The sequence below is a fragment of the Microbacterium sp. T32 genome, from assembly GCF_001619615.1.
GTDB lineage: Bacteria > Actinomycetota > Actinomycetes > Actinomycetales > Microbacteriaceae > Microbacterium.
Genome location: NZ_LQQP01000005.1, coordinates 44772 through 57422 on the forward strand (window position 1 = coordinate 44772; position 12651 = coordinate 57422).

The window sequence follows — 12651 nt, forward strand, 5'->3', positions numbered from 1 at the left end:
GGAAGACGACACCCCTCCGCCGGACGGCGGCGGGGGCGCTCTGTCGTCAGCGGCGAGGTATGGGGCGGTGCGGGGCGGGTTTCGAGCAATGGGGCGTGCATCTTGCGCCCCGGAGCACCAAGTCCGCCCCAAAACCAGAGGTAGCGGGGCGAGGGGAACCCGTGGTGTCGGAGCGCAGACCCGTGGGGGAGGATGGGGGCATGAGTGAGAGGTTCGTGCGCCCGACCCGTCTCGACACGGTCTTCAACGCCGCGGTCGCCGCGCTGACGCGCATCGGGCTGCCGCTCGCGGGGAGTCGCGTGCTCGCCGTGCGGGGCCGCACGTCGGGCGAGTGGCGGACCACCCCGGTGAACCCCCTGCGGGTCGCCGGCGAGCGGTATCTCGTCGCGCCGCGCGGGACGACGCAGTGGGTGCGGAACCTCCGCGCGGCTGGAGGGGGCGAGCTCCGCGCCGGACGTGCGATCGAGGTGTTCCGGGCGGAGGAGGTTCCGGATGCCGAGAAACCTCCGATCCTGCGCGCCTACCTCGTCGCGTGGGCGTGGGAGGTCGGCCGCTTCTTCGAGGGCGTCGACAAGAACTCTCCGGACGACCGGCTGCGCGAGATCGCGCCCGGCTTCCCGGTGTTCCGACTGCGCTCGGAGGGGCGCCGATGACGGGCTTCCCCGACGCGTGGTACCTGATCCTCTCGAGCCGGCTCATCCCCGACCTCGACGGTGGGTACACGATCTCGACCCTCGCTCGGGCGCGTCAGATGGCGGATGCCGGTGCCCCGGCGCTGCTCCTCACGGTCGACCCGGGCGCGGCGGACGCGCATGCCGACCAGCGCGCGGAGTTCGTTCGGCGCGGGGCGGCAGGGGCATCCGAGGTGTTCCGGAACCTCTTCGACGAGGCGGTCGGACCCGACGGCGGCGCGGCGGAGTGGCTGCGGGCGGCTGCGCGACCAGGCGAGGCCGACCCGACGCTGGAGTACCGGAGCGTCGCGGGGGGAGCCGTGGACCTGCCGAACGTCGTCGATCCGCACTGGCACCTCGCAACGGCGCCGATCGTCGTGCGGAACGCGGCGGGCGATGCCCTCGGCGTCATCGACGGGTTCGGGGCGCTGTATCGTGCGTGGCTCACGCACGTCGCCGCGGGGCTCCGCGCCGAGCGCGACCGTCCCGTCGTGCTGATCTGCGAGTCGCGGCAGCTCGGTGAGCTCCTCGTGGACTGGGACGACCCCGACGTGCGGATCCTCCACACCGTCCACACCATCCACCTCGAGCCGCCGTTCACGGCCGACGCGCCCATCAACGCGCTGTGGGAGCGGTGGCTCGCCGTGGCACCGCGCTTCGACGCCGTGCTCTGGCCGACGCCCTGGCAGCACGACGACGTGCGGGCGCGCTTCGGCGACGACCGGGTCGACGTCGTCGCGCCGCACGGCATCCCGATGCCCGACGCGGTCACGTACGCCGCGGACGGACCCGTCGTGGTGCTCGGGCGGTTGGCGCCGGGGAAGCGGCTGGACCACGCGATCCGGGCGTTCGCGCGGGTCGTCGGGGAGGTGCCCGCCGCCCGGCTCGAGCTGTGGGGAGCGGGCCCCGGACGCGAGGCGCTCGAGACGCTCGTCGCCGAACTCGGGCTCGGCGATGCGGTGTCGCTCCCGGGGCTGACCCTGGATCCGGGCGCGGTACTCGACGCGGCTTCGGTGTACCTCACGACCTCGGCCTTCGAAGGGCAGGGGCTCGCGCTCGCCGAGGCTCTCGCGCACGGCGTTCCCGTCGTGGCCTACGACATCCGGTACGGCCCGCGCGACATGCTCGCCGAGGGAGGTGGCATCCTGGTGCCCGACGGTGACGAGGTCGCGCTCGCCGACGCCCTGGTGCGGGCGCTGCGCGATGCGGCGTTGCGGGAGCGGCTCGCCGCCGAGGCGCGCGCCGCGGCGGTCGCGCTGAGCCCCGCGCGCGCGATGCAGACTCTCGCCGCCGCGGCTGCCGAGGCGTTGTCGCGTCCGACGCGGCGGTAACCGGGGTCGAGTGTCCAAGACACGCGGACGGACGCGAGCGCGCTCCGCGTGTCTTGGACACCGAACCGCGGGCGGGGCGCGTCAGCCGCGGCCGGCCCAGGGGTCGTAGTCGGCGATCAGCGCTTCCTGCGGCGGGCGGGTGGCATCCGGAACGTGTTGCAGGTTAACCCGCACGCGGTACCAGAGCGAGCTCGAGCCGCGCATGCCGTCGAGCATCACATCGGCGGGATGCAGAGCAGCCGTCGCCTCGGGATACCGGCGCTTCCACTCCTCGAGGGCGTCGAGGGCCTCGGGCTTGGTCTTCGTCCGCGCGACCTCGATGAGGGGCATCGTCGAGGTGCGGCGACCCGATCCGTCGGAGCCGCGCGGCGGCTTCTCGGCCGGCCCCATCTCGTCGGCGAGCGCCAGCAGGGCGGCGAGGGACCCGGCGGCGGTGTCGATACCCGCGTGCGGGTCGCCGATCGCGGCGAAGCGCTCGGGCACCGTGAGGACCGTGAACTCCTCGGGACGGCGTTCGCGCACCTCGTCCCACGTCAGCGGCGTCGACACCCGGGCATCGGCGAGCGGGCGGATGGAGTACGCGGATGCCACGGTCCGGTCCTTCGCGTTCTGGTTGAAGTCGACGAACACGCTCTCGCCGCGCTCCTCCTTCCACCAGCGCGCGGTCGCGAGCCCGGGCGCCCGGTTCTCGACCTCGCGGGCGAGTGTCTCGGCGGCCCGGCGGACGTCGGGGTACTCCCATTCCGGCCGGATCCGCACGAGGATATGGAGCCCCCGCGACCCGGAGGTCTTCGGCCATCCGAGGAGGCCGTGGTCGTCGAGCACGTCGCGGGCGGTGAACGCGACGTCGACGATCTGCGCCCAGTCCACGCCGGGCATCGGGTCGAGGTCGATGCGCAACTCGTCGGGATGGTCGAGGTCTTCGGCGCGCACCGGATGCGGGTTGAGGTCGAGGCATCCGAGGTTCACGATCCACGCGAGCCCGGCGGCGTTGCGCAGGACCGTCTCCTCGGCCGACGTGCCCGAGGCATAGTGCAGGGTCGCGGTGTCGATGAAGTCGGGGTGATTCTCGGGCACGCGCTTCTGGAAGAACGGCTCCTGGCCCAGGCCCTTCGCGAAGCGCTTGAGCACCATGGGGCGGCCGCCCGCGCCGCGCAGCGCGCCGTCGGCGACCGAGAGGTAGTAGCGCACGAGGTCGAGCTTGGTGAGGCCGGGCTCGGGGAACACGATGCGGTCGGGGCTCGTGACGCGGACCTCGTGACCGTCGACGTCCAGGACCGTCGGGGGCGTCTTCGCGGGGCTCATGCCGTGAGGCTAGTCCCGTGGCATCCGCGGGGGGACTCCCTTGCGCGGCGTGCGGCGCGCGGGAATTGAGTGTCCAAGACACGCGGATGCCACGGCGATGCGTCCGCGTGTTTAGGACACCGAAATGTGGGCTCGGATGTCACGCCGTGCGGTTGACACTGAACCGCGGGCGACGCGCGCCGAACGACGGAGGGCCGCCCCGAAACGGGACGGCCCTCCGTGTGAGGTGATGCGTCAGTTGTTGCCGCGCAGGATCGCGAGCAGGCGCAGGATCTCGACGTACAGCCACACGACGGTGACCATGATGCCGAAGGCGCCGACCCAGCCGTAGACGCGCGGGGCGCCATTACGGACGCCGCGCTGGATCTGGTCGAAGTCGAGGACCAGCGAGTACGCGGCCATGATGACCACGAAGACGCCGACGATGACACCGAGCGGGATGCCGAAGAGCTTCACGTCGCTGAGCAGGCCGAAGGCTCCACCGGCGAGCGGCACGTTGAAGAGCATCAGGCCGACGTTGATGAGGCTGAACACCAGGTAGCCGACCATCGCGATCAGGAAGATCTTGGTGGCGCGGGCCGAGGCGCGGATCTTCCCGCTGGCGAACAGCGCGAGAGTCACGCCCACGACCGACAGCGTCGCGAGGGTCGCCTGGACGACGATGCCCGGGTAGATGAACTCGAAGAACGCCGAGATGCCACCGATGAACAGGCCTTCGAACGCCGCGTAGGCGATGAAGACGGGAACCGACGGCTTCTTCTTGAACGTCGCGACCATCGCGAGCACGAAGCCCACGAGACCGCCGATGACCATCGGCAGGACGTTCGGCGACGGGTTGGCGACGGTCACCGTGCTCATCGTCCAGATCCAGCCGACGACGGCGGTCACGACGAGGACGGCGAAGAGGCCGAGGGTCTTGAAGACGGTGTCTTCGACCGTCATGCGGTCGGTCTGCACCGCGCCCGCGGACGGGGCCGCGTACATGCCCTCGATGTTCGCCGTCTCGGCGGCCGCAGCGGCTGCGGTCATCGACTGGGCGGGCGGGGGGCTGTAACGGGTCTGCGCTCCGCCACGAGGGTCCTGGAACGCCGGGTTGTTGAATGCCGGGTTGTTGAGGGCCACAGGGACTCACACTCCAAATTGCTGGTGATCACAGCACCGTGCTGTAGACCAACACTAGCCGAGCAGGCCGGGAGAATCCTTGTGCCGACTGGGATTCTGCTTTGAGCGGAGCGCTTGCCGGATACCCTGGGCGCGTGCCTGTCGAGCGCCCCCTGATCATCGGTCACCGCGGCGCGCCGGGGTATCTTCCCGAGCATTCCCGCTCCTCATACGAGCGCGCGATCGCCGCGGGCGTGGATGCCATCGAGCCCGATGTCGTGCCCTCGAGGGACGGTGTTCTCATCGTGCGGCATGAGAACGAGATCGGCTCCACGACGGATGTGTTGACGCGCGCGGAGTTCGCGGATCGCCGCCGGGAGGCCCTTGTCGACGGCGAACTCCTGGATGGCTGGTTCACCGAGGACTTCACCTGGGCGGAGCTGCGCACCCTCCGTTGCCGCGAGCGCATCCCGGCGCTGCGACCGGCGAGCGCGGCGCACGACGACGAGGATTCGGTGCTCAGCCTCCGCGACGTGCTCGACCTCGCTCGGGCCGGCGGCGTCGGTGTGGTGCTCGAGATCAAGCACGCGGCGTTCTTCGCCCGCGCCGGGTTCGACATGGCCGCGCTCGTCGAGCGAGAGCTACGGGATGCCGCCTGGTGGGACGACCCGGGGCTGGTCATCGAGTCGTTCGAACCTCTCGTGCTGCAGCGGCTGCGGGAGCGTGGCATCCAGGCTCCCCTCGTGCAGTTGATCGAGGCCGAGGGGGCGCCCTGGGACCTGCGCGAGCGGGACGGGGCGGATGCCGCGTCGTACGCGTCGATGCTCACACCCGCGGGGCTCGACGTGTTGGCGCGGGAGGTCGACGGGATCAGCCCTGACAAGCGGCTGATCCTCGCGCCGGATGCGGCCGGGGTGGTTCGGGCGCCGGCGCCGTTCGTCGCGGGCGCGCACGAGCGCGGGCTGCGGGTGTTCACGTGGACGTGTCGGCCCGAGAACGCGTTCCTGCTCCCGGTGTTCCAGGGGACGGGCGGACCGGCGGAGTTCGGCGGGTACGAGCGGGAGTGGGCGGTGCTCCGAGATTCCGCGCTCGACGGCGTGTTCGTGGACCACCCCGACCTGGGCGTGGCGTTCTTCGGCGCGTAGGCGCAGGGCCGCGACACCCGCGCGACCGCGCCCGCGCGGAGGCGCAAGCCCCGACTGCGGCGCGACCGTGCCCGGGAGGATGGCGAAATGACGGTGGACGTGACGGTGGTCGGCGGAGGCATCTCGGGCTTCGCGTGTGCGCGGGCGGTGCAGGATGCCGGGGGGACGGCGCGCGTGATCGACCGCGGGCGCCGGCCGGGCGGGCGCCTGGCGAGCCGCACCATCGACGGGCGTGCTGTCGACCTCGGGGCGTCGTACTTCGTCGTCGGCGACGACGAACGGTTCGCGCGGGTCGTCGCGGGCTGGGAGACGCGCGGCATCGCGCGGCCGTGGACCGACACGTTCTCGGCGTTCGACGCCGACGGGACCGAGACCCGCAAGAGCGGTCGGATGCGGTGGGCGGCGCCGGCGGGCTCGCGTTCGCTCGTCCTCGATCTGGCCGACGGCGTCGATGTCGAGTCGGGGCGGGAGGTCGAGCGCGTCGCTCCGTACCGGGTGGACGGGAAGGATGCCGGTGAGGTGGTGCTCGCGATGCCGGAACCGCAGGCGCGGCGTCTGGGGCATGGCATCCCGGTCGCTCCGCAGGACTGGGAGCCGGTGCTCGCCGTGGTGCTGCGCTGGGAGAAGCGGCGTTGGTCCGCCGATCTGCACGGCGCTTTCGTGAACGGTGACCCCGACGTCGCTTTCATCGCGGACGACGGGGACCGCCGCGGCGATGGCGCGCCGGTGCTCGTGGTCCACACGACCGGCGGAGCCGCGCGAATGTACCTCGACGACCCTGATGCCGCGGTCGCGCCGGTCGTGGCGGCCACGCGGCGACTGCTGCGGATCGACGCCGAGCCGGTCGCGACGCACGCCCACCGCTGGACGTTCGCACGCCCCGCCCGGGCGACCGGCGAGCCGTTCTTCCGCTCGCCGGGGCTGTCCCTGTGCGGGGACGCGTGGGGCCAGTCGCCCGCGGTCCGCACGGCGTGGGCGTCGGGCGATGCCCTCGGCCGCGCGCTCGCGGCATCCTGAACGCTCGCCCCAAACCCCGGGCCGTGTCGGAGGCCGCGCATAGGGTGGGGGAATGGACGCAGGGGGCGCGGGCATCGAAGCGGTGCAGGTGAAAAGGGCGTTCGGCGCCGTGACGGCGGTGGCGGACGTGACGTTCACGGCCGAACCGGGCCGGGTCACGGGCCTCGTCGGGCCGAACGGATCGGGCAAGACGACGCTGCTGCTCATGCTGGCGTCGCTGCTGCGACCCGACGCGGGCGAGATCCGGATCGGCGGGGTCGACCCCGTCGCCGACCCGGCGGGCGCACGGCGACTCCTCGGATGGATGCCGGACTCCCTGGGCGCGTGGCCGACGCTGACCGCGCGCGAGGTGCTGGTCGCGACGGCGCAGCTCTACGACCTGTCCCGCGCCGAGGCGCGAACGCGCGCCGACCGGTTGCTCGAACTCGTCGACCTCGTGCCGCTCGCCGGCTCCGCCGCGCGGGTGCTGTCCCGCGGGCAGAAGCAGCGATTGGCTCTCGCGCGCGCGCTCGTGCACGAGCCGCGCGTGCTGCTGCTCGACGAGCCCGCGTCGGGCCTCGACCCCCAGGCGCGCATCGACCTCCGCGTGCTGCTGCGGCGCCTCGCGGACGAGGGGCGCACGATCCTCATCTCCAGCCACGTGCTGTCGGAACTGGAGGAGGTCGTCGACGACGCGGTCTTCCTGCTCGACGGCCGCACGGTCGGACGTGATCGTGTCGCCGCGGCGACCGCGCGCGTCCGCGTCTGGCGGGTGCGGGTGGCGGTCGATGCTTCTCGGGGAACAGCCTTCGACCGCGAGGCCGTCGCGGGGGCGCTGGGACGCGCACCGGACGAGGTGGGCGTCGATCGACGCGACCTCCTCGTGCCGTTCGCCGACGAAGGAGCCGCCGTCGCGGGCCTCCGGGCCCTCGTGGGAGCCGGCATCCCGATCGTCGAGTACGCCCCCGCGGTGGGAGACCTCGAACACGCGTTCCTCGACCTGCGAGGGAACGCCGCGACCGAGGGGAGCCCCGAATGAACGTCCGCCGGCTCGGCACGGTGATCGGCATCGACCTGCGCCAGCGCGTGCGGTCGGTGGGCTGGTATGTGCTGCTCGGGATCTTCGCGGTGATCCTCCTCGCGCTCCTCACGCTGTCGTTCTCGTCGTTCTCGCTGAACGAGGGTGGCAACGGCTGGTTCTACTCGCTCGTCATCATGTTCGTGCTGCTGCTCGTGCTGTTGGTGTCGCCGACGCTGAGCGGCAGCGCGGTCAACGGAGATCGGGATGCCGCGACGTTGGCTCCCGTGCAGGTGACGCTGGTCACGACGGCCGAGATCGTGCTCGGGAAGTTCCTGGCGGCGTGGATCTCGGGTCTCGCGTTCCTCGTGGTCGCGCTGCCCTTCCTCGTGGTCGCGACGTTCGCGGGCGAGCTCAACCCCGCGGTCATCGCCTCGTCGCTCGGCATCCTGGTCCTCGAGGTCGGCGTCGTGGCGGCGATCGGGGTCGGGGTGAGCGCGATCGTGGCGCGTCCGGTCTTCTCCGTGGCGACGACGTACCTGATCGTGGCGGCGCTGACGCACGGGACCGTCATCGCGTTCGGTCTCGGTGGCACGGCGCTGCGGACCGAGCAGACCGTCACGACACGCGACGTGGACTGGAACGCGGTGCCGGTCGGGTGCGATCCGTATCTCGAGAACGACGCGACCGAGTGTCCGCGGCTCGACGAGATCGGGTGCACGACCTCGTCGTACACGAGCGAGGTGCCGCGGTTCGACCGCGTCTGGGGTGTGCTGGCGGCGAACCCGTTCGTCATCCTCGCCGACGCGACGCCGCCGACGTATGACAAGTACGGGAATCCGTCGGACCTCTTCTCGCAGATCGCGTCGGGCGTGCGGCTCGCGCAGATTCCCCCCGACCCGGCACCGTCCTATGACTCCTGCGCCGGCGTGACGCTTCAGGACCGCTCGATGGAGGACCGGATCGCCGGCACGGTCCCGAGCTGGTTCGTCGGGCTGTTCCTGCAACTGCTGCTGAGCGCCGGTCTGCTCGCGTGGGGCATCGCCCGCACGCGGACCCCGGCCCGGCGGCTGCCGCCCGGGACGCGGATCGCCTGAGCTCGCGGGGCCTCGGAAGAGACGCGGATCGCCTGTGCGTCACCGCAGCCGCGCCTCGAGCGCCACGGCGACGTGCGGGGCGCGACCGCGCGCGTCACCCGCCCGACGTGCCGACGAACGCCCGGGCCGCTCAGGCGTGGCCCTCCGCGGCAGGGGCATCGTCGTCGGCCTCGGCGTCGGTGAGGGCGTCGCCCGTGTGATCGTCGAGGTCGACGTTCTCCTCGGCTTCGGCGGCATCCTCGCGGACGTCGTCGGTGACGGCATCTGTGGGCGCGCCGCTGTCGGCACGGGCATCGTCGGCGTGGCGGGAGGGGAGATCCGGTGTGCTCATGCGGCCACGGTGCCGGAAGGGTGCCGCCCCGGCGAGTGGCTTGACAGGACGGATGCCGTGGACCTCGGCACTCGCGAGGCTCAGAACTCGCAGACCACCCCGTCCTTGTCGCGATCCTTGTACCAGTCGTACTCGGGGTCCTGTCCGCGCACGTAGTTCCCGTAGCCGTTGGCGTTGGCCTCCTTGCACGACCCGAAGTGCGGGTCCGTCGCGGGGGCCGGGTCGGCGGGGGCCGGCTGCGCGGGCGCCGGTTCCGGCTGTGCGGGCGCCGGTTCCGGCTCTGCGGGCGCCGGCGGTGCGGGCGCCGGTTCGGTGGGCATGGGGACCGATTCGTCGAGGCTGATGTAACTCGCCTGCAGCGGGTGCGCACCGTAGCCGTCGCGTCCGTCGTACCGCGCGACGGCCCATCCCGTGCCGATGAGGTGGGTGCCGGCATCCTGGCCGTTGACCTGGACGTAGCGCAGCAGCCGCCCGTACTTGTCCTTGTCGTCGCGCCCGGGGACGCTCACGAGGACGACACCGCCGGGAGCGAGGAAGGACGTCAGCTCCGCCGTGGCCTGGTCGTACCCCCATGAGCCGGATTCGGGGGCATCGATGCCGATGAGTCGCACCTTGCCGACGCTCGTGTCGATCGTGTCGCCGTCGATGACCGAACGGACTTCGACCGGCGTCGTCGTCGCCGACGGAGTGGGCGTCGGAGTCGGCGTCGGAGTCGGTCGGGGCGTGCGGGACGGCGCCGCCGATGCCGCATCGGACGGCGGGGCGGAGGTCGCGGGCGTCGCAGCGAAGGCGACGGGGGCCTTCTGTGCCGCGCCGGCGACGGTGGCGCTCGTGATTCCGCCGGTCGCGAGCACTCCGACGGCGGCAACGGCCGTCACCCAGGCGGCGGTCTTGCGGCTCCGGAAGCGCAGCCATGTGCGACTGTTCTTCGCGAGACCGACGATTCCCGTGATCAGAATGATGAGGAAGATGACGGCGAAGATCGGCGACAGGATCAGCGCCACGATCAGCAGCGCGACGCCGAGCACGATCCAGAGCCAGGTCGGAATGCGTCTTTTCGTCTGACGGCTTCCGGGCGCGGAAAACGGATTTGTTGCGCCTGCGCGCACGGTCGATCGAATCATGAATGCGCCCCCCGACGCGTGGGAAATCCCCCCAATTGATTCCGAGAATAGCGGGAAAAGGGGCGCGTGTGTTCGTGGGGTGGCGGTGGATCCGGGGTGCCGTCAGTCGGTGGCATCCGGGATCGTCAGGTCGACCGTCGGCCACGCCGGGAGCGGGTCGTCGAACGCGGCCCAGGCGTCGGGGCCGGCGGCGAGCTCGTCGTCGGTCAGAGCCGCGAGGTCGAGGATGTGTCGCAGCCGCGGCGCCGAGAGATCGAGTCCGGTGAAGGCGATCTCCTGCCCGAAACCGAGGTTTCCGTCGTCGGCGCGGAGCGGTTCGATCCACATCGCCGAACCGACGTGCTCCCACCGCGCCAGGATGCCGGGGCGTGAGGCGAGCCGGCAGAACCCGGCGGATCGGACCAGGCGCCCCGCCGCGCCGTGGTCGAGACGGTCGAGGGAGGTCTGCAGGCGGGCGGGGTGGAATGGCCGCACCTGGTCGTAGCGCAGGGTGCTGACCCGGTTGTCGCGCATGTACGGGTCGTGCTCGTCGTTGAGCGCGCGGATCCACCCGGCGCGTTCGAGCACCTCGGTCTCGTGGTCACGGGGAGCGCCGGCGTGCAGATCGGCCTGGGGATCACGGGTGAGCCGGAGCGTGGCGCCGGGATTGAGGTGCGACGCGAGAGCCATCTGCAGGGCCAGGGCGGCCGTCGGCACCTGCTCCCAATTCACCCAGACGATGCGCGTGGCGATCTCCAGCGCCACGGCAGCCTGACGTGCGCGGGCGCCGACGTCGCCGCGGGGGTCGCCCGGAGCGGTGGATGCCACGAGCGGAGCGTCGTCGAGGAGGTCGCCCATCATGTGGCGGGCATCGACGACGCAGACCGCCTCGACCTCGACCCCGCCGCGCGCGGCGATCGCGTGAATCAGGTCGACGTCGGTGCCGAGGTCCACCACGAGGCGCTCGCCGTTGATGCGCGAGCGAGGGTGGGGGAGCGGGTGCGCGGCGCTCCGGACGACCGCGTGAAGCGGACGACCCAGGGCGAGGGCGGCACGCTCGGCGTAGGCCCGGCGTTCCGGCGCGCACACACCCATCGTCGCGATCGTCGTCTTCACGGTATCCGCCTCTCGTTTGTCGGGAATCGGGGGACAGCCTATCTTGTTATTGAGAACGGTTATCAACAGGAGGATGCCATGAAGGTTCGCAACTCGATCAAGTCGCTGAAGAACCAGCCCGGCGCTCAGGTGGTGCGCCGCCGCGGCCGCGTGTTCGTGATCAACAAGCTGAACCCGCGATGGAAGGGTCGCCAGGGCTGAGCGCGCCGCGTCGTTGCGTGCATGCCATCCGCGGCCGATAGTGTTCGGCTGATCTAGGGGGATGCCATGCCGCGGAGAGTGCTCGTGCAACGAGATGGTCAGTCGTTCGATCTCGTGGAGGTGCCGGCTCCTAACGAGCATCACCTCCAGGAGATCCTGAAGGCTCAGCCCCAATTGATTCCCGCTGACGACATGGGATTCGACGGCGACTTGCTCGTCGTGGGAAGGGAGACGAGCCTCGCCTCCGGATACATCGATCTGATCTGCCTGGCGTCATCCGGCGACATCATCTTGATCGAATTCAAGACCGGCCCGCAGAATCCGGACTTCCGTCACGCGCTCGCCCAGCTCATCGATTATGGATCGGACCTCTGGCGACTATCGGTCGAGGACTTCGATCGCGGCGTCGTGCAGCGCTATCTGGCCAGTGGCCGGGTGGATGCCGCCTCGAGGGGGGCATCCACTCTCGCGGAGGCCGTCGCGCGATCGGGATGGGACCTCGGCGAAGAGGGATGGGCGGCGTTCGTCTCTCGGTTGGAGGACGTTCTCGCGACCGGGGATATCCACTACGTCGTCGCCGCGCAACGCTTCACGTCGGCGATGCAGACGAGCCTCGAGTACCTCAACGCCACGATGCGGTATGGCAAGTTCTACCTCGTCGAGATCGTCCGGATGCAGGGGGAGGAACTCGTCGCTCATGCGGCTCAGGTCGTCGCGGCGCCTTCCCGGCGGTCGCAGACCGGGGCCTCGGGCTCAGCAGGGCAGGCCGACGAAGCGGCGTTTCTGTCGGGTCTCGCCGACGACGCTTACCGAGATGCGATGCGCGACGTTCTCTCCGGCTGTGCCGCGCTCGGCATCGAGGTGAAGTGGGGATCGAAGGGCGCGTCCATCCGGATCGCTGCTCCCGACCGGCGGCATCCCCTGTCGATCGGATGGGTGCTTCCCGACGACAGCCATTGGCAGGGTGCGCGTTTCGCCACGTTCGGAGTCGATCCCGGTTCGCTCGCCAAGACCCCGGCCGTCGAACAGGCAGTCCGTCGCTACGTGGACCGCCTCGCGCTCATCCGCGGCGGGCGCGCGGCCCCGTCCAAGCTCGAGGCCTTCACTTTCGGCGTCGACGCTCTGCCCGGCGCGCATTCGGACATCATCGCGGCGATCGCGACCCTGGTGAACGAAGTCCAGGAGAGCGGCGCGGCGGAGGGATGATCACGCGCCGACCGATCGCCGTGTCGGTGG

General features: G+C 71.2%; 13 protein-coding genes. 8 read left to right on the forward strand and 5 right to left on the reverse strand.

Features of this window, described 5'->3' with window-relative positions; translation table 11 throughout:
* The first annotated feature begins 200 nt into the window (after positions 1-200).
* Together AVW09_RS02345 and AVW09_RS02350 are read left to right on the forward strand one after the other, a co-directional pair.
* Positions 201-653, forward strand: a complete 453-nt coding sequence (locus tag AVW09_RS02345) for a nitroreductase/quinone reductase family protein (RefSeq protein WP_063256492.1) — start codon at positions 201-203, stop codon at positions 651-653.
* A complete protein-coding gene (locus AVW09_RS02350; protein WP_063256493.1) occupies positions 650-2002 on the forward strand; it encodes a glycosyltransferase in 1353 nt (450 codons plus the stop codon). The genes AVW09_RS02345 and AVW09_RS02350 overlap by 4 nt, the downstream gene beginning before the upstream one ends.
* Positions 2003-2083: 81 nt before the next feature.
* Here AVW09_RS02350 and ligD read toward each other — a convergent pair whose 3' ends face one another.
* Positions 2084-3307, reverse strand: coding sequence for a non-homologous end-joining DNA ligase (gene ligD / locus AVW09_RS02355; protein ID WP_063256494.1), 1224 nt, complete (start codon positions 3305-3307; stop codon positions 2084-2086).
* A gap of 234 nt (positions 3308-3541) precedes the next feature.
* Positions 3542-4429, reverse strand: a complete 888-nt coding sequence (locus AVW09_RS02360; protein ID WP_063256495.1) for a Bax inhibitor-1/YccA family protein — start codon at positions 4427-4429, stop codon at positions 3542-3544.
* Between the two features lie 134 nt (positions 4430-4563).
* Between AVW09_RS02360 and AVW09_RS02365 the strand changes: the two genes are divergently transcribed.
* The 4 genes from AVW09_RS02365 (at position 4564) to AVW09_RS02380 (ending at position 8664) form a co-directional block, all read left to right on the forward strand.
* Positions 4564-5553, forward strand: coding sequence for a glycerophosphodiester phosphodiesterase family protein (locus AVW09_RS02365; protein ID WP_063256496.1), 990 nt, complete (start codon positions 4564-4566; stop codon positions 5551-5553).
* A gap of 87 nt (positions 5554-5640) precedes the next feature.
* On the forward strand, positions 5641-6570 hold the full coding sequence (locus AVW09_RS02370; protein ID WP_063256497.1) for an NAD(P)/FAD-dependent oxidoreductase: 930 nt from the start codon (positions 5641-5643) through the stop codon (positions 6568-6570).
* Positions 6571-6622: 52 nt separating this feature from the next.
* Complete coding sequence (locus AVW09_RS02375) at positions 6623-7588, forward strand: ABC transporter ATP-binding protein (RefSeq protein WP_063256498.1); 966 nt, start codon at positions 6623-6625, stop codon at positions 7586-7588.
* Entirely contained in the window at positions 7585-8664 is a 1080-nt protein-coding gene (locus AVW09_RS02380) for an ABC transporter permease (RefSeq protein WP_063256499.1), read from the forward strand. Before AVW09_RS02375 ends, AVW09_RS02380 begins: the two co-directional genes overlap by 4 nt.
* A gap of 130 nt (positions 8665-8794) precedes the next feature.
* Here the strand turns inward: AVW09_RS02380 and AVW09_RS02385 are convergent, their stop codons facing one another.
* From AVW09_RS02385 to AVW09_RS02395, 3 genes are all read right to left on the reverse strand, one after another.
* On the reverse strand, positions 8795-8995 hold the full coding sequence (locus tag AVW09_RS02385) for a hypothetical protein (RefSeq protein WP_063256500.1): 201 nt from the start codon (positions 8993-8995) through the stop codon (positions 8795-8797).
* An 80-nt stretch (positions 8996-9075) separates the two neighbouring features.
* On the reverse strand, positions 9076-10023 hold the full coding sequence (locus tag AVW09_RS18300) for a thermonuclease family protein (RefSeq protein WP_063256501.1): 948 nt from the start codon (positions 10021-10023) through the stop codon (positions 9076-9078).
* 198 nt (positions 10024-10221) lie between these two features.
* Complete coding sequence (locus AVW09_RS02395) at positions 10222-11214, reverse strand: GTP-binding protein (protein WP_231901742.1); 993 nt, start codon at positions 11212-11214, stop codon at positions 10222-10224.
* Positions 11215-11292: 78 nt separating this feature from the next.
* On the opposite strand from AVW09_RS02395, the gene ykgO reads away from it, so the two are divergent.
* Together ykgO and AVW09_RS02405 are read left to right on the forward strand one after the other, a co-directional pair.
* Positions 11293-11415 (forward strand): type B 50S ribosomal protein L36, encoded by a 123-nt coding sequence (gene ykgO / locus AVW09_RS02400; protein ID WP_022877355.1) that lies wholly within the window; start codon positions 11293-11295, stop codon positions 11413-11415.
* 66 nt (positions 11416-11481) lie between these two features.
* Entirely contained in the window at positions 11482-12621 is a 1140-nt protein-coding gene (locus tag AVW09_RS02405) for a hypothetical protein (RefSeq protein WP_156495933.1), read from the forward strand.
* The last annotated feature ends 30 nt before the right edge of the window (positions 12622-12651 follow it).